Annotated in this window: 16 protein-coding genes and 1 pseudogene; 5 read left to right on the plus strand and 12 right to left on the minus strand. The window is 67.3% G+C overall.

What is annotated here, in order from left to right; all coding sequences use genetic code 11:
• Window positions 1-152: 152 nt before the first annotated feature.
• Entirely contained in the window at window positions 153-866 is a 714-nt protein-coding gene (locus tag ACQPYR_RS35115; RefSeq protein WP_433623262.1) for an ESX secretion-associated protein EspG, read from the plus strand.
• 86 nt (window positions 867-952) lie between these two features.
• Window positions 953-1327, plus strand: coding sequence for a hypothetical protein (locus tag ACQPYR_RS35120; RefSeq protein WP_433623264.1), 375 nt, complete (start codon window positions 953-955; stop codon window positions 1325-1327).
• A 34-nt stretch (window positions 1328-1361) separates the two neighbouring features.
• Here ACQPYR_RS35120 and ACQPYR_RS35125 read toward each other — a convergent pair whose 3' ends face one another.
• The gene (locus tag ACQPYR_RS35125) at window positions 1362-1844 is read right to left on the minus strand and encodes a hypothetical protein (protein ID WP_433623266.1); all 483 of its coding nucleotides are present in this window, start codon (window positions 1842-1844) and stop codon (window positions 1362-1364) included.
• Between the two features lie 1144 nt (window positions 1845-2988).
• Between ACQPYR_RS35125 and ACQPYR_RS35130 the strand changes: the two genes are divergently transcribed.
• On the plus strand, window positions 2989-3210 hold the full coding sequence (locus ACQPYR_RS35130; protein ID WP_433635324.1) for a type II toxin-antitoxin system VapB family antitoxin: 222 nt from the start codon (window positions 2989-2991) through the stop codon (window positions 3208-3210).
• Window positions 3210-3593: pseudogene (locus ACQPYR_RS35135) on the plus strand (type II toxin-antitoxin system VapC family toxin); the annotation flags it as partial. The gene ACQPYR_RS35130 and the pseudogene ACQPYR_RS35135, both read left to right, overlap by 1 nt.
• Before the next feature lie 58 nt (window positions 3594-3651).
• Here ACQPYR_RS35135 and proB read toward each other — a convergent pair.
• The 9 genes from proB to ACQPYR_RS35180 form a co-directional block, all read right to left on the minus strand.
• Window positions 3652-4779: a glutamate 5-kinase gene (gene proB, locus ACQPYR_RS35140; RefSeq protein ID WP_433623268.1), complete on the minus strand. Its 1128-nt coding sequence runs from the start codon at window positions 4777-4779 to the stop codon at window positions 3652-3654.
• A gap of 198 nt (window positions 4780-4977) precedes the next feature.
• Window positions 4978-6432 (minus strand): GTPase ObgE, encoded by a 1455-nt coding sequence (gene obgE, locus ACQPYR_RS35145; protein ID WP_433623270.1) that lies wholly within the window; start codon window positions 6430-6432, stop codon window positions 4978-4980.
• Between the two features lie 188 nt (window positions 6433-6620).
• On the minus strand, window positions 6621-6887 hold the full coding sequence (rpmA, locus tag ACQPYR_RS35150) for a 50S ribosomal protein L27 (protein ID WP_063047669.1): 267 nt from the start codon (window positions 6885-6887) through the stop codon (window positions 6621-6623).
• Between the two features lie 40 nt (window positions 6888-6927).
• Window positions 6928-7239, minus strand: coding sequence for a 50S ribosomal protein L21 (gene rplU, locus ACQPYR_RS35155; RefSeq protein ID WP_040687720.1), 312 nt, complete (start codon window positions 7237-7239; stop codon window positions 6928-6930).
• A 305-nt stretch (window positions 7240-7544) separates the two neighbouring features.
• Entirely contained in the window at window positions 7545-10802 is a 3258-nt protein-coding gene (locus ACQPYR_RS35160) for a translation initiation factor IF-2 N-terminal domain-containing protein (protein ID WP_433623273.1), read from the minus strand.
• 560 nt (window positions 10803-11362) lie between these two features.
• Entirely contained in the window at window positions 11363-11779 is a 417-nt protein-coding gene (ndk, locus tag ACQPYR_RS35165; RefSeq protein WP_433623275.1) for a nucleoside-diphosphate kinase, read from the minus strand.
• Between the two features lie 95 nt (window positions 11780-11874).
• Window positions 11875-12201 (minus strand): DUF4233 domain-containing protein, encoded by a 327-nt coding sequence (locus ACQPYR_RS35170; protein ID WP_433635325.1) that lies wholly within the window; start codon window positions 12199-12201, stop codon window positions 11875-11877.
• 315 nt (window positions 12202-12516) lie between these two features.
• On the minus strand, window positions 12517-13977 hold the full coding sequence (folC, locus tag ACQPYR_RS35175; RefSeq protein ID WP_433623277.1) for a bifunctional tetrahydrofolate synthase/dihydrofolate synthase: 1461 nt from the start codon (window positions 13975-13977) through the stop codon (window positions 12517-12519).
• Window positions 13974-16652: a valine--tRNA ligase gene (locus tag ACQPYR_RS35180; RefSeq protein WP_433623279.1), complete on the minus strand. Its 2679-nt coding sequence runs from the start codon at window positions 16650-16652 to the stop codon at window positions 13974-13976. The genes folC and ACQPYR_RS35180 overlap by 4 nt, the downstream gene beginning before the upstream one ends.
• A gap of 457 nt (window positions 16653-17109) precedes the next feature.
• On the opposite strand from ACQPYR_RS35180, the gene ACQPYR_RS35185 reads away from it, so the two are divergent.
• Window positions 17110-17799 carry an AAA family ATPase gene (locus ACQPYR_RS35185; protein WP_433623281.1) on the plus strand — a complete coding sequence of 230 codons (690 nt, stop codon included), beginning with the start codon at window positions 17110-17112 and terminating at the stop codon, window positions 17797-17799.
• A 10-nt stretch (window positions 17800-17809) separates the two neighbouring features.
• Here ACQPYR_RS35185 and ACQPYR_RS35190 read toward each other — a convergent pair whose 3' ends face one another.
• Complete coding sequence (locus tag ACQPYR_RS35190; protein WP_433623283.1) at window positions 17810-18766, minus strand: YegS/Rv2252/BmrU family lipid kinase; 957 nt, start codon at window positions 18764-18766, stop codon at window positions 17810-17812.
• Window positions 18763-20340 carry an FAD-binding oxidoreductase gene (locus tag ACQPYR_RS35195; RefSeq protein ID WP_433635326.1) on the minus strand — a complete coding sequence of 526 codons (1578 nt, stop codon included), beginning with the start codon at window positions 20338-20340 and terminating at the stop codon, window positions 18763-18765. Before ACQPYR_RS35195 ends, ACQPYR_RS35190 begins: the two co-directional genes overlap by 4 nt.
• Window positions 20341-20406 lie beyond the last annotated feature (66 nt).

The raw sequence follows: 20406 nt of genomic DNA on the forward strand, positions 1-20406 counted from the left end.
TGCTTTCGACGTTAGCCCGCAAACCTTGGGTACTGCTTGGTAAAGACTTGGTTCCAACGCCCAGAGGCACCAGTAAGCTGACCATTCCGAGCGACCTGCAAGCAGTCGCTAGCGATGCGATGACGTTCGTGGGTTGTAAGGAGTGATTCGGCGTGGGTTGGACCTTCACCCCGGACGAGTTCGCCCATGTCTGGCGCGAGACCGAAGTGGACCGTCACCCGTATCCGCTGCGCATCCTCGAGACGCCGCGAACCGAGGCCGAAGCCGACAAATTGCGCGCACAATTGCAGGAGCGACTACCGCCGCGCAGCGATCCGGACCTATCGGCGTGCCTGCGGATCATGGCCGCACCGCAGACCAGGATCGTGGCGATCGGCGGCGGACATGGTCCCGGCACCGAGATCCGGCTGCTGGCCTGTGCGATCTACGACCGCGCTGTCCTCGCCATCCAAGAACCCGGTACCGGACCGGATTTCGGTGGGCGCGTACGACTTTCGATCGGACTCAGCGCCAAACTCGGCGCGCGGATCGCCGCATTGCTGCCCACGGTCCCGGCCGGACACGAACCGGCGCGGGCGGCATCCGCCGACGCGATCCGCGACGACGAGACAGTGGTCGTAGCGCAGCGAGCGGTGCCCTCGATCCGGCGGCTGCTGCTCAAGCCCCATACCGCCGAGGGACATATCCGGATAGAGGGGCGGCTGGACCACCCGTCGCCACAGCCGCCGATCCACTACACCTGGATCGATGTCAAGGGCGACGGGCGCTATCTGATCAAGGCGGGCGATACCGTGCACATCGTCCCCGCCTCGGCCGAACAACTCGCCACGCAGCTGCAGAAACGTATTCCCGCGCAGGCCCGATAAGTCGCCACCGGCCGGAACTATTTCATCCGGAGGCATGGCCAACGGCTAGTCTGAGGCGGACCGACCGATCCCCGGGGGTGTGGTTCATGACGATCGAGAGCAGCCGAGCCGATATTGCCCGCTTCAAACAGGAGGCACAGGCGGGCACCGTCAAGTTCGATCCGGAAGCGGCGCGACGTTGCGCCGAAATGTACGACAACCAAGCCGACCGACTCATCTATCTACGCCAACGTCTCGAATCGGCGGGCGAGCTGGACGGCTTCGGCGGATTCATCTCCGCACAGCAATTAGCGGCCGGATTCGCGCACAAGGCCCGCGACGCCGCAACCCTGCTAGACCACTACATCGAAGCCGCCTACCGCATGAAAGAGGCTTTCCTGATCAGCGGCGGGCTGTTCGAGGAGGCCGATGCCGCGAACGCCGCGGCGCTGCGTGCGATCGAAACGCGGGTGCCGCGATGAGTGGTGCTGCCGCGCAAGGCGGCTGTCGCGCGGGTCAGGACGCAGGGACAAGCGTCTGCGAGGCGCGGCGATGAGCGGTAATGATCCCGATTACATCAGCTCGATGGAGCATTTCGAGTCGATGAAGCATGAGGAGATCTACACCAAGACCCAGCAGATCGATGCCGCGCAGATCCTCAATGCATCGGTCACGTGGCTGGAAGTCGCAGGGACGCTGGCCAGTTCGTTTCCCTTGACTCGAGCCGGCTCGGATCGGGTAATGAATTCGATGGCCTGGGAGGGCGCCGCCGCCGAAGCCGCCTATGCGAGTGCCCGCAGCTACGCCGCCTCCGTCGATGAACTCGCTGCGATCATGGGACAGGTCGGCACCCGCCTCGGTGCGGTGGCCGCGGCCGCCGAAGCCGTGAAGATCGCCGTTGTGCCACCGGGCAATTCGGGCCCGATCGGCACCGTAGCCCGACTGCTCGAAGCCGCCCATGTGATCAATGCGCAAATGGCGGAAGAGGCGCTGCGCCAAGAAGCCGTCCTCGCCATGAACATGATCTACAAACCCGCCTACCAAATGGCAGGCACCGCCGTCCCCGCCCTCCCGGCACCCCCCGCCTTACCCGGCATACCAGGCGCGACACCGTCGGCCCCAAGTAAGCCCGGCGCACAGCCCCCTCAAATTTCACCCTCCTCCCCGGAATCCCAAGCGCCACAACCAACTCCGGACTCAACAACACCGGCACCTGGCGCCCAGGATTCCCAGCCACCACAAACCACCCCGGCACCCAGCACCCCGGAACCCGCTCCGTCCTCCCCGGAATCCCAAGCGCCACAACCAACTCCGGACTCAACAACACCGGCACCTGGCGCCCAGGATTCCCAGCCACCACAAACCACCCCGGCACCCAGCACCCCGGAACCTGCTCCGTCCACTCCGGAATCTCGAGCACCACAACCAACTCCGGATCCGACGACACCCGCGCCCACAACTCCGGCACCCGGAACCCCGGAGACCCACGCACCGCAACCGCAACCCACCCCCGCTCCGCCCAGCAGCCCGGATTCCCAGGTGCCACAGCCCACCCCGGCACCCGGCCCGCCGGAATCGGCACCCACCCCCTCCACACCGGAATCTCGAGCACCACAACCAACTCCGGATCCGACCACACCAGCACCCACAACTCCGGCCCCCGGAATCCCGGAGACCCAGGCACCCCAACCCGCGCCGGAATCCCAGGCACCCCAGCCGACCCCCGCTCCGCCCCCTCAGCCTGCTCCAGATCCACAGCCGTCCCCTGCACCTGCCACGCCGGAGTCTCCAGCGCCGCAACCAACAGCGCCCCCGACACCGGAATCCCAGGCGCCACAGCCCACCCCGGCCCCGCAGCCGGCGCCCGCCCCAACGCCGGAACCATCAACCCAACACGCACCTCCTCCGGCCCCACCCCAACAGGCCCCGCCCCCAACGCAGGAGACCCAACCTCCCGCACCCGCGCCGGCACCCCCTACCCAACAGGCACCCCAACCCCCGGCCCCCGTCCCCTCGCAACCAACCCCTGCCCTGCCCGACCCCGGCGGCCAGCCCGGCATAACCGGCCCCATCCCCGACCAAACCGGCCCCGCCCAACCCCCACCGACCTCCAACCAACCCGGCGTCATACCAACTCCAGACACTGGTCAGCGATGAGCTGGCGGCGCAAACCGGCGAAACTTTGACCGAGGCGGTCGTCGTCGCACTACGCGAACGGCTCGCGCGCGAAACCGGCCGAGCCCGAACCGTCCCGCTTCGCAACGAACTCGCGGCAATTCGCCGCCGGTGCGCCGCCCTGCCGGTGATCGACACGCACAGCCCGGACGAGATCATCGGATACGACGAGCACGGCCTGCCGACCTGATGGTTATCGACACCTCCGCAATCTTCGCCATGCTGAATGACGAACCCGAGGCGGACCGTTTCGAGGCAGCAATCGAAGCCGACCCCGTCCGTTTGATGTCCACGGCAACGTATCTGGAGATCTCGATCGTCATCGAGGGCCGATTCGGCGACGCCGGTGGACGTGAACTGGACCTGTGGATACATCGAGCCGCAGTCGATCTCGTTGCGGTACATCCGGAACACGCGCATCTGGCGCGACTGGCCTGGCGAGAATACGGCAAAGGGCGGCATCCGGCCGCTCTGAACTACGGCGACTGCTTCTCCTATGCGTTGTCGAGGGTGAGCGGCGAACCTCTGCTTTTCAAAGGCAACCACTTCCCACGCACCGACATCACTGCGGTTGAGTTGCCGCAGGACGATACGCAAGGCGAATCGCCGGAGGCAAGTTCGGCGGCACCCGCTAAATCTTGACCAGGTCGTCGGCGTGAATGACGGGGCGTTGCATGGTGTCCGGGAGTTCGGTGGTGGAGCGGCCGAGCATGCCGGAAAGTTCGGTGCTGTCGTATTCGACTACGCCGCGGGCGACTATGCGGTTGTCGGGGGCGATGAGGTCGACTACGTCGCCGCCGTGGAAGCGGCCGCGGACGCCGGTGATGCCCGCGGCGAGCAGGGAGCGACGACGGTGGGCGACGGCTTGGACGGCGCCCGCATCGATGAGGATGGCGCCGCGGCTGTCGGCGGCGTGGCGGACCCAGAATTTGCGGGCGGAGAGGCGGACCGGGCGGGCGGCGAAGGCGGTGCCGACGGTGCCCGCGCTGAGCGCGATATCGGCCTCGGTGGCGGCGGCCAGCAGGACGGGGACGCCCGCGTCGGCGGCCAGCCGGGCCGCGGAGAGTTTGGAGGCCATGCCGCCGGTGCCGAGTGCGCCGCCGCTGCCCGCGATGACGCCGTCGAGGTCGGCGCTGCTGCGGACCTCGGGGATGAAGTTGGCGGCGCCCTTGCGCGGATCGCCGTCGTAGAGTCCCTCGACATCGGAGAGCAGGACCAGCGCGTCCGCGCCGACCAGATGGGCGACCAGTGCGGCGAGGCGGTCGTTGTCGCCGAATCGGATCTCTTCCGTTGCGACGGTGTCGTTTTCGTTCACGACAGCAACCGCACCGAGTGAGCGCAACCGGTCCAGGGTGCGCTGAGCGTTGCGGTGATGTTCGCGCCGGGAAAAGTCGTCGGCGCTCAACAGCACCTGCCCGACCGTCCGCCCGAACCGCGCGAACGAAGTCCCCCAGGCATGCGCCAATGCCAACTGGCCGACGCTGGCGGCGGCCTGTTTGGTGGCCAGATCCCTTGGGCGACTTGTCAATCCGAGCGGAGCGAGGCCTGCACCGATGGCACCGGAGGACACCACGATCACATCGGATCCGGCCCGCATCCGCGCCTCGACCGCATCGGCCAGCCGATCCAGTCGCGCCATATCGAGACCGCCCTTAAGGCTGGTCAGCGCTGAAGACCCGATCTTCACCACCACGCTGCGCGCCGAAGCAATCGCCGTCCTGGCTTCACTCAGCCCGGACTGCGACATCACCTCAGCCATCCCCGAACTCACCTGCATCGCAACCGAACTCCCTGTACCGCAACAGAACTCGTCGTACCCGCGGGGCGCGACAATGCCCCCACAACGCGCTGGCCACCACTGAATCCCGACGCACGCCGGATGCGCGAACCGAACCGCGGCGCTCGCCGTAACGCCGTGCCAGACCCCGGCGCACACCACAAGCCCACGGCGTTCACGCTATTCCTCGTCGTCCTTGACCAGACCACGGCGTACTCGGGACGCGTGTTTGCGTTCGGCGGCACTGATCCGGTCGTTCTGCTCCAGGCGGATGTCGGTGCCGCGGCCGGTGGGCACCATATCCACACCTGCGGAGATCTGCGGCTCCCAATCGAATGTGACATCGCCGATGGTGACGGGCGCACCGGGCTCGGCGCCCTGCTTCACCAGTTCGTCTTCGACGCCGAGGCGGGCCAGGCGGTCGGCGAGGTAGCCGACGGCTTCGTCGTTGTCGAACTGGGTCTGGCGCACCCAGCGCTCCGGCTGCGGCCCGCGCACGATGAAGCCACCCGGCTCCTCGGGATCGGCGATCACGCTGAAGCCGGACTCGTTCACCGCGATCGGGCGGATCACCGGACGCTTCGGCGCGGCCTTCGGATGCGCGGTCCGATACTGCTCGACCATCTCGGCGAGCGCAAAGGTCAAGGGACGCAGGCCCGCCCGGCTCACCGCCGAGATCTCGAAGACCGGCCAGCCACGTGCGGCGAATTCAGGCGTGACCATCTCCGCCAACTCGGCGGCATCGGGCACATCGACCTTGTTCAGGATCACCACGCGCGGCCGATCGGCCAGATCACCGAGACCGGTATCGGCATCCAGAGCCGGTTGGTAGGCCGCGAGTTCGGCCTCGAGCGCATCGACATCGGAGACCGGATCGCGTCCCGGCTCGAGGGTCGCACAGTCGACGACGTGCGCGAGCACCGCGCAGCGCTCCAGATGCCGCAGAAAATCCAGCCCGAGCCCACGCCCCTCGCTCGCACCCGGGATCAGACCGGGCACATCGGCGATGGTGAAGGTGGTGTCACCGCTGGAGACCACACCGAGATTGGGCACCAGCGTGGTGAACGGATAGTCCGCGATTTTGGGCTTCGCAGCCGAGAGCACCGACACCAGCGAGGACTTCCCCGCCGATGGGAACCCGACAAGCCCCACATCGGCGACGGACTTCAGCTCGAGGACGAGATCGCCTTCATCGCCGTCCTCGCCGAGCAGCGCGAAACCGGGCGCCTTGCGCGCCTTGGAGGCCAGCGCGGCATTACCGAGTCCGCCGCGTCCGCCACGGGCCACGATGAACTTATTGCCCGAACCGACCAGATCGACGAGCACCTTGCCGTCGTCGTCCAGCACCACGGTGCCATCGGGCACCTTCAACACCAGATCGGTGCCCTGCTTACCGTCACGATTGCTGCCCTCGCCCGGCTTGCCGTTGCTCGCCTTGGCGTGCGGATGGAAGTGGAAGTCCAGCAGGGTGTGCACATTCGGGTCGACCTCGAGGATCACATCCCCGCCGCGTCCGCCATTGCCGCCGTCCGGACCGCCGAGCGGCATGAACTTCTCGCGGCGCACGGAGGCGCAGCCGTGACCACCCTTGCCCGCACGCACGTGCAATACGACACGGTCGATGAATTTGGACATGTCCGAATCATCCTCCTCGGTGGGCGTAGCGACTGCTTGCAGGTCGCTCGAAACGGTCAGCCGTAGCGACTGCTTGCCAGGTCGCTCGAAAGAACCTGCATTATGGGAACGCGATCTTTCGAGAACGCGAAAAGCGGGCCAGGGAATGCACCCTGACCCGCTCAGCTTTTCCGGAATGCCAGAGGCGGTCAGGCCTCGGCCGGCTCCGGAACCACGATGTTGACGGTCTTGCGGCCACGCTTGGTGCCGAACTCGACCTTGCCCGCCGCCAGGGCGAACAGGGTGTCGTCGCCGCCACGGCCGACGAGCACACCGGGGTGGAAGTGCGTGCCACGCTGGCGAACCAGGATCTCGCCCGCCGAAACGGTCTGGCCACCAAAACGCTTGACGCCGAGTCGCTGAGCATTCGAGTCGCGACCGTTGCGCGAGCTGGATGCACCCTTCTTATGTGCCATTTCTGAACTCCTGTGAAGTAATTCGAGAAAGCGCGGAGGCTTACTTGATGCCGGTGACCTTGAGGACCGTCAGCGGTTGACGGTGACCCTGACGCTTGTGGTAGCCGGTCTTGTTCTTGAACTTGTGGATGCGGATCTTCGGGCCCTTGGTGTGCTCGACGACCTCCGCGGCCACGGAAACCTTGGCCAGCTTGTCCGCATCGGTGGTCAGCTCGGCGCCGTTCACCACGAGAACTGGGGCCAGCGCCACGGACGAACCCGGCGCACCCTCGATCTTCTCGACCTTCACCAGGTCACCGACCGCGACCTTGTACTGCTTTCCGCCGGTCTTGACGATCGCGTACGTTGCCATCGGTCGGCTGCCCTTCTTCCTGTAATGCGCGCGGCTCGCGCTCGCGCGGCTGCGTGCTCCCGCTCGGATGACTCCGGCTGGAAACCACAGCACTCTGGTCTGGTAGTCACCGCCGCCTCAGCAACCTGATGGCTCTCGGCTTCGAGCCGAGTCACAAACACAGCGCAGATAAGCGCTGTCGCCGGGCAGCGACTGTCCAAGATTACAGGACGGATACCACCCCGACCAAACCGGTGCCCGTGAAAGGCAGGACCCCCGTCGCGGAATGCGGCGGGGGTCCCAGGTTTTCGATCCGATCGTGGCGATCAGTTCGCGTCGTCCACCGGCGGTCCGGCCGGACGACCGACGGCCCGGCGGCGCGGCTTACGCGTCGGCACCACGACCGGCACATCCGCCGTGTAGTCAACGACGGGCCCTGCCGCGCCCTGATCCGCCGTCGGCAGCACGAAGACGGCCCCGGCGCTGTCGGCGGCCGGTGCGGCGGCCGAACGCGCGACGCGACGTCTGCGGCCGGTCGAACGGGGTGCCGCGGATTCGGGCACACCGTTGAACGATGTCGCAACCGGCTCCACCGGGGGCTCGGCGGGTTCATCCGTCACGGACGTCGAAGCCGCGGCAGCGACCGGTGCGACCTCCTCGGATGCGGACGCGACGGCCTCCTCGGCCACCAATTCCGCCTCCGCAGCTCGCTCGGTTACGGCTTCCGCGACTTCCTCGGCTACCGCCGCCGCGACTTCCTCGGCGACCGCCGCAACCGACTCGGAGACAACGACCTCCTCGACCGGAGCCGCATCGCTTGCGGCGACGACATCCGCAACGGCTTCCGCCACCGCGACGTCCTCGAGGTCCGCCACATCCTCCGCGTGCACTTCCTCCGACTGATGCGCCGCCATCGCCAACGCCACCGGATGCGCCCGCTTGACCGCGATCTCCGCCTCGTCTTCGGCGGGATGCGCGGTGCCATTCGCGGCCGCGGCGGGCGCACTCGCCGCCGCACCCTTGTCCCGGCCACGCCGCCGCCGCGATCCGGTCTCCCGGCCACCGCGCGTGCTGTCCTCGGCACCGGTGAGCTCCACCGGGTAGGTGTGCACGACGATGCCGCGTCCATGGCAGTGCTCACAGGTCGTCGAGAACGCCTCGACCAGACCGGTGCCGAGCTTCTTGCGGGTCATCTGCACCAAGCCGAGCGAGGTCACCTCGGAGACCTGGTGGCGGGTGCGGTCGCGGCCCAATGCCTCGGTCAGCCTGCGCAGCACCAGATCGCGGTTCGATTCCAGCACCATATCGATGAAGTCGACGACGATCATGCCGCCGATATCGCGCAGCCGCATCTGGCGCACGATCTCCTCGGCGGCCTCCAGGTTGTTCCTGGTGACCGTCTCTTCCAGATTGCTGCCGCCCGCACCGGTGAACTTGCCGGTATTGACGTCGATGACGGTCATCGCCTCGGTCCGGTCGATCACCAGGGTGCCGCCCGAGGGCAACCACACCTTGCGATCGAGCGCCTTGGCGAGCTGTTCATCGATCCGGTAGGTCTCGAAGACGTCGATACCGTTGTTCTCGTGCCGGGCGACCCGGGCGAGCATGTCCGGCGCGACCGTGCGGATGTAGTTCTCGACTGTGCTCCAGGACCGCTCACCCTCGATGACCAGCTTGGAGAAGTCCTCGTTGAACAGGTCTCGGATGACCTTGACCAACAGGTCCGGCTCTTCGTACAGCGTCTTGGGCGCGCCGTTGTCCTTGGCCTCGGCGGCCTTCTCGATGGTGCGCCAGGTCGCCTGCAGCCGCTCGACGTCGCGGGCCAGTTCGGCCTCGCTGACACCTTCCGATGCGGTGCGGATGATCACTCCGGCATCGGCGGGCACGATATCGCGCAGGATCTCCTTGAGCCGCTTGCGCTCGGTATCGGGCAGCTTGCGGCTGATACCGGTGGACGAACCGCCGGGCACGTACACCAGGAAGCGTCCGGCCAGGCTGATCTGGGTGGTCAGCCGGGCGCCCTTGTGCCCGACCGGATCCTTGGAGACCTGGACCAGCACCTGATCGCCGGGCTTGAGCGCCTGCTCGATCTTGCGCTCCTTACCGCCGAGACCGGCGGCCTCCCAGTTCACCTCACCGGCGTAGAGCACACCGTTGCGGCCGCGGCCGATATCGACGAATGCCGCCTCCATCGAGGGCAGCACATTCTGCACCTTGCCGAGGTAGACATTGCCGACCATCGACGCCGAGCCGGTATTGGTGACGAAGTGCTCGACCAGGATGTTGTCCTCGAGCACCGCGACCTGGGTCGCGGTCGGGTGCTCCGAGAAGGTCTTCTCGCGCACCACCATGACCCGGTCCACCGCCTCGCGGCGGGCCAGGAACTCCGACTCGGTCAGGATCGGCGGGCGACGGCGACCGGCCTCGCGACCGTCACGCCGACGCTGCCGCTTGGCTTCGAGCCGGGTGGAACCGGTGATGCCCTGCACCTCGTCGACCGTGGCGCGGCTGCGGCTCTTATTGCGCGGCTCCCGCTCGTGCACGACGGTGTTCGGCGGATCGTCATCGGAGACGCCCTCGCTATCGGCGCCCTCCCCCGCCACCTTGCGGCGACGACGGCGACGGCGACGGCGACTCGAACCCTCCGGCAAACCGGATTCGTCGTCCTCGGTCTCGGTGTCTTCGCCTGGCTCGGCTTCGGCCTCGCTCTTGACCGAGGCCTGCTCGTCTTCGGCGCCCTCGTCCGTGACTTCGGTGTCGTCGCCCTCGGATTCGGCGTCAGCGTGCTGTTCGCCCCGGCCACGACCCCGACCGCGACGGCCACGGCGACGACGACGCGGCTGATCCGCCTCGCCCTGCTGTTCGGTCGACTCGTCCTCGGTGGTTTCGGGCTCTTCCTCGACGGTTTCGACTGCGGCTTCCTCGGCGCGACGGCTGTCGCGCTCGGCCCGACGCTGCCGACGCGCCTGTTCGGCGGCCGCGGCGTCCGGCGGTAGGAACAGCGGTGCGGCGACCGAGGCAGCGGCCTCGAAGACGACCGGCGTCGCTACGTGCTGCTCTTGCGGAACCGAATGGGTGAACAACTGCACCGACGGCTGATGCGCCGCGGGCTGCTCCCCCGATGGCAGCGATTCGGACTGGTCGATCACCTGGTCCGGTGCGGAAAAAATGGGCCCGGGCTCGCGCTCGGCCGCAACCGACTCGGCCGCTACCGGCTCCGGCGCAACCGGCTCCGGCGCTACCGGCTCGGCCGCTACCGGCTCCGGCGCTACCGGCTCGGCCGCCACCCGCTCCGGCGCAACCGGCTCGGGCTCGGCCGCAACCGGCTCTTGCGTGGCGGTCTCGGGCGCCTCGGGTTCGACGACCTCCGATTCCACGGTGCCGAGCGCATCGCGGACAGATTCCGCCACCGCTCGATCGACATTCGATTGCGCACTACGTGCGTCGGCACCCAACTCGGCGAGCTTGGCCAGGATGCGTTTGCTGGTTACCCCCAGCCGCTTGGCAAGCGCGTGAACTCGGATTCGCTCCGGCAATTGTTCGGCATCCTGTGATGTTGTTGTCAGCGGCTCTTGATCGGCCACGAAGTCTCCTCGGGTCCCCGGGCGCGTCCCTCCTGGCAGGAGTGACGCGGCCGACGCGGGGGCACTGTCCGTTCACCTCACGCGGTTGGCGCGAGGTCAAGTGGTCTCGCCCCGCGTGTCCGGTTAACACCCATGGTTTTCGTCGGTCGGGCTAACTGGTCACGCGGCGCCTGGCTGTTGGCTGAACTCCACGGCGCGAGCGCTCATCCAGCGTGCCGACGCGAACCTCCGGCCCTAGCAACGGGCCAGTTGTTCGTAGCAGCGATGATCGGCATCGAACCGCAGTGTCATCCGGTTACCGTCCGGCACCGATCGTCCGCGTACCTGCGCGAACAGTCGGTGTCGTCAGCAACCACTGCCAGTATCCCACACCGTGCGGCGACGGCTCTCCATCACCGCACGACTTCGCCTCGCCGGGGCTCGGCTACGTCCTGCGACCACGCCAGCTGTGTTGCCTATTCGCGCAGCTCACGCCCTTCGCCTCGCCGGCGCTCGGCTACGTCCTGCGACGACGCCGGCTGTGTTGCCTGTTCGCGCAGCTCACGCCTCGAAGGCCTATATCAGACCGGGAACTCGGGAAACCAGAGCGCGATTTCCCGCTTCGCCGATTCCGGCGAATCGGAGCCGTGCACCAGGTTCTCCTGGGTCTCCAGCGCGAGGTCGCCGCGAATGCTGCCGGGGACGGCCTTCTCGACCGGATCGGTGCCGCCGGCGATCTGACGGAACGCCGCAATGGCGCGCGGACCCTCCAGGATGGCCGCGACGACCGGGCCGGAGGTGATGAACTCGATCAAGGAACCGAAGAACGGCTTCTCGGCATGTTCGGCGTAGTGGCCGCGCGCCAACTCGTCGGATACCTGCTTCAGCTCCAGGGCGGCGATCTTCAGCCCCTTGCGCTCGATCCGGGCCAGCACCTCACCGACGAGGCCACGGGCCACACCGTCCGGCTTGATGAGTACCAACGTCTGCTCAGTCACGGCGCACAGCCTAATAGGCGATACCCCCGGTTACCGAACCGGCGGCTAGGAAGAGCCCTGGATGCTGACCCTTTCGAGCGACCTGCAAGCAGTCGCTAGCGCTGACTGGGCAGCAGGCCGAGTTCCATCCGGCGCTTGACGTCGGCGCGCAGCACCAAGATGAAACCCCAGACGACGGCGAAGAAGACACCCATGACGCCGATGGAGATGTGCACGAAGACGCCGAGGATCAGCAGGACCTGCAGGCTGAGATTGAACGGGATGGCCCATGGGCGGCGTTGCAGTCCGGCGCCGAGGATCATCACCAGCGCGAGGACGACGAGGTAGCTGCCGGAGAACCAGCCGATACCGCCGCCGACGGACCCGACCACGGGCAATGCGAGCAGCACCGTGATCGCCTCGAGGATCAGTGTGCCCGCCATGACGCCGCGCAGCCCCTTCCACGGGTCTGCGGCGGGCGGGGGGACCTGCGGCTCGCCGTCGGCCCGCTCGGGCTCGGCGGCGTCGCCGGTCGACTCGGTCACGCTGTCTCCTTCTCGGCATTCGCGGGGCCTCACGTGTTTACGCATGCTGCCGTATCCGAACCGGGCGGCTCATGCTGTGTTCACTGCGGCATTCGCGGGGCCCTCCGTGGTTACGCACGCTGCCTCCTCCGGGCCTGACGCTCATGCTGTGTTCATCGCGGCATTCGCGGGGCCCTCCGTGGTTACGCACGCTGCCTCCTCCGGGCCTGACGCTCATGCCGGGTCCTTCCCGAACAGGGCGCGCGCCGCACCGGCGGTGACCACCGATCCGGTTACCACGACCCCCGCACCGGAAACCATCTCGCCCGCATCGCCGACCTCCTCGGCAATGGCAATGGCCGTTTCCAGCGCATCGGGCAGAGTCTCGGCGGTGACCACTCGTTCGTCACCGAAGCGCTGCACCGCGAGGTCGGCGAGACGTTCGACATCCATGGCGCGCGGCGAACCGTTGTTGGTGACGACGATCTCGTCGAATACCGGTTCCAGCGCGTCCAGGATGCCCGCCACGTCCTTGTCGCCGAGCACCGCGACGACGCCGACCAGCTTGCGGAAGTCGAATTCCGCGGTCAGCGTCGCGGCCAGGGCCTGCGCGCCCGCCGGATTGTGCGCGGCGTCGATGAAGATGGTCGGGGCGTTGCGCATGCGCTCCATCCGGCCGGGGCTGGTGACACTCGCGAAGCCCGCCCGCACGGCCTCGATATCGAGCTGCCGATCCGCACCGGCACCGAAGAACGCCTCGACCGCGGCCAGCGCGAGTACCGCGTTGCGGGCCTGGTGCTCACCGTGCAGCGGCAGGAAGATCTCGTCGTAAATCCCACCGAGACCCTGTAATTCGAGCTGCTGGCCGCCGACCGCGATCTGGCGGGCCAGCACCCGGAACTCCGAACCCTCGCGCGCCACCGCGGCATCGACCTCGACGGCCCGGCGCAGCAGCACGTCCATGGCCTCGGGTTCCTGTTCGGCGATGACGGCGACGGTATCGCGCGGCACCAGGCTCTCCGGGGCACGTTTGATGATCCCGGCCTTCTCCCCCGCGATGGAAGCGAGATCGTCGCCGAGGAAATCGGTGTGGTCCAGCCCGATCGGGGTGATCACCGCGACCTGTCCGTCGATGACATTGGTCGCGTCCCAACGGCCGCCCATGCCGGTCTCGACGACGGCGACATCCACCGGCGCCTCCGCGAAGGCGGCATAGGCCATGCCGGTGAGCACCTCGAACTTGCTCATGGCCGGACCGTCCGCGGCGGCGGACTGCTTATCGATCATTTCGATATAGGGCAGCAGTTCGCGGTAGGCCTCTACATACTTGGCCGGGGTGATCGGCGCGTTGTCGATGCTGATCCGCTCGGTGGCCAGCTGCAGATGCGGGCTGGTGATCCGGCCGGTGCGCCGGTGTAGCGCGGTCAGCAGCGCATCGATCATCCTGCTCACCGAGGTCTTGCCGTTGGTGCCCGCGATGTGGATGGCCGGGTAGTTCTGCTGGGGCGAGCCGAGCAGATCCATCAACGTCGCGACGCGGGTGAGCGAGGGCTCGATCTTGGTCTCCGGCCAGCGCCGATCCAATTCCGCCTCGACCAACGCCATTTCGGCCAGATCCACCGGGGACGGCCCCGAGCCGAGCCGCCGCTTCGGGTGCTCGTCGTCGGCGTACTGGGGTTCCGGTTCGGCGTTCATTTGCCGCTCAACTCCGCGAGCCGGGCGCCGATGCGCGCGACCTCGCCCTCGGCGACATCGCGACGTCCCTTGATCTTGTCGACCACCTGATCCGGCGCCTTGGCCAGGAACGCCTCGTTGCCGAGTTTGGCTGTGGTGGTGGCCAATTCCTTCTCGGCCGCGGCGAGGTCCTTCTCCAGGCGGCGGCGTTCGGCATCGAGGTCGACCGCGCCGGAGGTGTCGAGTTCGACCGTCACCGTGGACCCGCTCAGGCGCACCTCGACCGAGGCGGTCGCGGCGAATTCGGCACCGGGCTCGGTGAGCCTGGCCAGGTTGGTCACCGAATCGTGCAGTTCGGTGAGGCCTGCGGTGTCCAAGCCGATCAGCTTGGCCGCCACCTTCTGTTTATCGGCCAAGCCCTGGTCGCTGCGGAAGCGACGGATCTCGGTGATCAGGCGCTGTGCATCCGAAATCCGTTGTGCGGCAATCGCATCCGAGGCTACGCCGGTGGCCTCCGGCCAGGTGGCGACGACGACGGATTCGCCGCCGGTCAGCGCCCGCCACAGCGATTCGGTGACGAACGGGATGACCGGATGCAGCAGCCGCAGCACCGCGTCGAGCACATTGCCGAGCACGATGCTGGTCGACTCGGCGCGCGAACCACCGGCGGCGAACTGCACCTTGGACAGTTCCAGATACCAGTCGCACAGCTCGTCCCAGGCGAAGTGGTACAGCGCCTCGCAGGCTTTGCCGAATTCGTAGGCGTCGAAGGCCGAATCCACCTCGGCGCGAACCTGGTCGAGCCGATCGATGATCCAGCGGTCGGCGTCGGTGACTTCGGAACGATCGGGCATCGCGCCAGTCTGTGCGCCGTTCATGAGCGCGAACTTGGTGGCGTTGAACAGCTTCGTCACGAAGCTGCGCGAGGCGAGGGCATGCGATTCGCCGACCGAGAGGTCGCCGCCGGGCTGTGCACCGCGCGCCAGCGTGAAGCGCAGCGCGTCCGCGCCGTAGGAGTTGATCCAGTCCAGCGGGTCGATGCCGTTGCCGCGCGATTTGGACATCTTCTTGCCGTACTGATCGCGAATCAGGCCGTGCAGGAACACATCCTTGAACGGCACCTGCTTCGCGCCGCCCTTGCCCGCGGTGAGCACGTGATCGTCGGAGACGAAGGTGCCGAACATCATCATCCGGGCCACCCAGAAGAACAGGATGTCGTAGCCGGTGACGAGAACGCTTGTCGGATAGAACCTCTGGAGCTCCTCGGTGGAATCGGGCCAGCCCATGGTGGAGAAGGGCCACAGGCCGGAGGAGAACCAGGTGTCGAGCACATCCGGGTCCTGCACCCAGCCCTCGGGGGCGGTCTCGTCCGGACCGACGCAGACCACCTCGCCGTCGGGGCCGTACCAGATCGGGATGCGGTGGCCCCACCACAGCTGCCGCGAGATGCACCAGTCGTGCATGTTGTCGACCCATTCGAACCAGCGCGGTTCCTGGCTGGTCGGGTGGATCACGGTGTCGCCGTTGCGAACCGCGTCACCGGCGGCCTTGGCCAGCGACTCCACCTTGACCCACCACTGCATGGAAAGGCGCGGTTCGATCGCTTCGCCGCTGCGCTCGGAATGTCCGACGCTGTGCAGGTACGGCCGCTTCTCGGCGGCGATCCGGCCCTCGGCCGCGAGCCGCTCGCGCACCTTGACCCGCGCTTCGAACCGGTCCATACCGTCGAATTCGGTTCCGGTGCCGGTAATCCGGGCGCGCTCGTCCATGATGTTCGGCATGGGCAGGTTGTGCCGCAGGCCCATCTCGAAGTCGTTGGGGTCGTGCGCGGGCGTGATCTTCACTGCACCGGTACCGAATTCGGGATCGACGTAGTCGTCGGCGATGATCGGGATCTGACGTCCGGTGATCGGATGTTCGAGGGTGCTGCCGATCAGATCCTTGTAGCGCGGATCCTCCGGATGCACCGCCACCGCGGTATCACCGAGCATGGTCTCCACCCGGGTGGTGGCCACGATCACATGCGGCTCATCGTCTTTCAGCGAGCCGTAGCGCAGCGAAACCAGCTCGCCCTCGACGTCCTCGAATTTGACCTCGATATCGGAGATGGCGGTGCGCAGTTCCGGCGACCAGTTGACCAGCCGCTCCGCCCGGTAGATCAGGCCCGCGTCGTACAGGCGCTTGAAGATGGTTTGCACGGCCCGCGAGAGCCCGTCGTCCATGGTGAAGCGGTCACGGCTCCAGTCGACGCCGTCGCCGAGGGCGCGCATCTGCCACTGGATCTGTCCGCCGGATTCGCGCTTCCAGTCCCAGACCTTGTCGATGAACAGTTCGCGGCCGAAGTCTTCCTTGGTCTTGCCGTCGACCGCGAGCTGCTTCTCCACGATGGTCTGGGTGGCGATGCCCGCATGGTCCATGCCCGGCAGCCACAGCACCTCGTAACCCTGCATGCGCTTGCGGCGCGAGAGGGTGTCCATCAGGGTGTGGTCGAGCGCGTGCCCCATGTGCAGGCTGCCGGTGACGTTGGGCGGGGGCAGCACGATCGAGTAACCGGGCTTGGCACTGGCGGGGTCGGCGGCGAAGTAACCAGCCGCTACCCAGCGCTCGTACATCTCGGCCTCCACCTCGCTGGGAACCCAGCTCTTGGGGAGGGCATCGGCACGATTACGCGGGTTGTCAGGGGCTGCGCTGGTCACCCAGGCATTCTAGTGGGATGCCCGCTGAGCTCATAAAAGGGCCGGGGCATAAAAGCGGCGGAGTCTTCGGTGGATGAGGGACACCGAAGACTCCGCCTACACCTGGAGAGCTTACCGCCGAAACCGGCCCGAGCCCCTAATCCACAACCAATTCTCAGCTTCTTGACGAGTTCATTACCCGGTCACCGGAACGGCACTCTTTTCCGGCGCTGACGGCGCGCTCGCTGCTCAGACGGTCGCCGAGCACGCCGTCGCCACGGCCCGAAGAAGTCCAGCGAGAATCAGCCACCGCTGGGCCTCAGCCCAGTCTTACACGGTTTCCAACGAGCGTTCAACGTCCGACGCAACTCGCCTAGACGATGGCACAATGTAACGAAAGACCGACTGGCAGCTTGGTTTTCGCTGCCAGTCGACTACGCCTAATCTACATCACGAAGTCAAGTTCGGACGCAAAACAGTGAACAGCTACGACCCTCCGCTTGATTCGCCCGATCCCGGTTCGCAACCGCGACTCCCCGATATCCGCGTCGTAACACCGGATTCCGTGCACGATCTGCGCGGCCGCACGATCGAGGAACTGCGGTATCCAGCGCGGTCGGCGCTGCTCGTGGCCGGGATTCCGGGGGCGGGCAAGAGTACGGCGTTGCGCTTGTTCTTCGGCGCGCAGGCCGATGCCGAGGAGCCGCCGCGCGGCCCCGGGGGCACGGTGGTGCTGGATTCACACCATTCCCGAAATCGATGGCGGCACAAGCTCGGTCGACTCCCGTATCCGCTGTGGCGGCCGGTGGTGCACGTCGCGCATTACGCCGGAATCCGGGCCGCGCTGCGAGACGGTGCCGGACCGGTGGTGATCCATGATTGCGCCACCTTCGGCTGGGCCCGACGAATGATCGGCCGCTGGGCGACGCGCTACGGCCGGGAGCTACACGTGATCCTGCTCGATGTGCCCGCCGGTGTCGCGCGCGCCGGTCAGCTCGCCCGCGGACGCCGGATCAATCCGATCTTCTTCACCCTGCATTGCCGACGCTGGGATCGGCTCATCCGCGCCGTCGATTCCGGCCGTCCACCTCGGCCCGAGCCGGTGTCGACGGTCGTCCTCGACCGGACCGCCATCGACCGCATGAGCCGGGTCAGTTTCGCGGCTTGACCAGTAGCGATCAGGGAACCAGCACGGTAAGCGCGCCGGGGACCGCGCGGAGCGAGACGGGGAGGGTGCCCGCCGGTTCGCCGTCTGCGGTGGCGGGAGCGCCCGGAGCGGTCAGCGTCACCTGAGCGACGCGATACTGCTTGGACTCCGGGTGATCGATTCGCTTGCCCGCCGACAGTGCCGGCAGCAGGCGAAGCATATCCAGGCGCGAAACCGCGCCTACGACAGTCAGATCAAGTAGCCCGTCGTCCATCACCGCATCCGGACAGACCCGCATGCCGCCGCCGTAGGTGCGGGTATTGCCGATGGCCACCATGACGGCGTCGGTCTCGATGACGGTATCGGCGTCGGGATTGTCCAGTGCGCCGGGCACGACGCCGGACAGCTCGATTCGGTACGGCACGGTGAAGCGGCCGGAGATCTCGGCCAGCGCGGCGAAGGTGTAGCGCAGCGGGCCCTTTGGCCAGCGCATATCGTTGGCGCGCAAGGTGACCCGCGCATCGAAGCCGGTGCCCGTGACGGTGGCGAACCACTTGGGGGTGAATCCGGGCGCGGGCGATTCGATGCGGCCGAGGTCGATGGTGCGGGTGCGACCGCCGAGGATCAGGTCTGCGGCTGCGACGGGATCGTTGGTGGGAACGCCGATTTCGCGCGCGAGATCGTTACCGGTGCCCGCGGGGACCAAACCGAGCGGCACGCCCGTCTGCGCGACGGCTTCCAGTACGACGTTCATCAACCCGTCGCCGCCGATGCAGACCACCGCGTCCGGCTGGGCGCTTCCGGTGATCGAATCCCGGACCTGACGCACGGATTCGGCGGCCGAAGGTGCGCGCACCTCGGTGACCTCGACACCCTGTGCGGCGAAGCGCGCCAGCGCGGCCGCGGCCACCTCCTGCCCTCTGCCGACACCCGACTGCGGGTTGGTCACCACGGTGACCGCACGCACCGGGCACGAATCCTGTTTCACGGGACCAGCTTTCCGGGGTTGAGGATGCCCGCGGGATCCAGTTCCCGCTTCACCGCGCGCAGCACGCGCACGCCCAGATCGCCGATCTCGTCCGGAATCCATGGGCGGTGGTCGGTGCCGACCGCGTGATGGTGGGTGATGGTGCCGCCCGCGGCCACGATCGCGTCACCGACCGCTCGTTTCGCGATGTGCCACTGGGCGATCGGATCGTCCAACTGCTTGGCGATGACGGTGAAATACAGCGAAGCTCCGGTCGGATAGGTGTGCGAGATGTGGCACATCACCAGCGGCGGGGTGCCCTGCCCGGTAAGCGAATCCGTCAGTGCCGCGGTCACGTTCGCCTTGAGCTCGACCAGATTCGACCAGGTGGTCGCGGTTTCCAGGGTTTCGCAGAGCACGCCGAGATCGAGCAGCGCATCGCGCATATAGGGCGCGGCGAAACGCCCGGACTCCCACTCCTCGGCCGGGGTCTGTCCCAGCGCATTCCCGCCGGCCGCCGCGAGCAATGCGCCTGCCTCCGCGCTGCGGGCCGCGACATGCGCCTCGGTGCCTTCGAAGGTGGTGATGGCCAGACAACCGGCCACCGCCTCGCCGCCGATATCGGCGGAGCGCGCCAGGTTGACACCGGTCTCGACCTCATCGGACAAACGCAGCACCGTGGGCGCGGCACCCGCCTGCACCACCGAACGCAGTGCGGCGGCGCCGGTTTCGAAGTCCGGAAACGACCACGCCTGGTAGCCGATGGTCTCCGGCACCGGATGCACCCGCAGCGTGACCTCAGTGATCACACCGAGCGCACCCTCCGACCCGACGAACAGTTCACGCAGGTCCGGGCCCGCGGCGGAGGCGGGTGCGCGGCCGAGTTCGATGGTGCCGCCGGGGGTTGCGATCTTCAGGTGCTGGACCATGTCGTCGAAGCGGCCGTAGCCCGCCGATGCCTGACCGGAGGACCGGGTGGCGGCGAATCCGCCGATGCTGGCGAATTCGAAGCTCTGCGGGAAGTGGCCGAGCGAAAGTCCATGGGCGGCAAGCAGTTCCTCGGCCTTGGGGCCGGTCAGTCCCGCGCCGAGGGTGGCGGTGCCGCTGACCGGGTCGATCTCCGAAATACCGTCCAGGCGGCGCAGATCCAGCGCGATGACGGTGTCGAAGCGACCACGGACCGGATCGACGCCGCCTACCACGCTGGTACCGCCGCCGAAGGGGACGACCGCGATGGCATTGTCGGCGCAGTAACTGAGCACCGCGAGTACCTGCTCGTGATCGGCGGGGAAGATGACGGCATCCGGAGCGTCCTGCGGACCAGCGGCGCGACGGCGCAGCAGGTCAGGGGTGCTCTTACCGCCCGCGTGCAGTAGACGATCGTGGTGGTCGACCGAAATGCTGCCCACGCCGACCACCGCGACCAACCCGTCCCGTTGAGCCGGCGTCAGTGTCGACTCGCGTAGCGGCACATCGCCCTCATCGCGGCGCGCCACCGGGTCACCGGACACTCCGAATACCTGCGTCAACAGGTTTCGGATCGAAGCCGAAAGCGGCTTGTGTCCGGCGGGGATGCCCCAGGCGTCCCAAACCATACTCGCCGCGTACGTCGGCGCGCCCGGGTTTGCGGCGGGCGCCCCGGTCCCGGACGATCCGATTTC

The organism is Nocardia sp. CA-120079, from assembly GCF_050955745.1.
In the GTDB taxonomy this organism is placed as follows: domain Bacteria; phylum Actinomycetota; class Actinomycetes; order Mycobacteriales; family Mycobacteriaceae; genus Nocardia.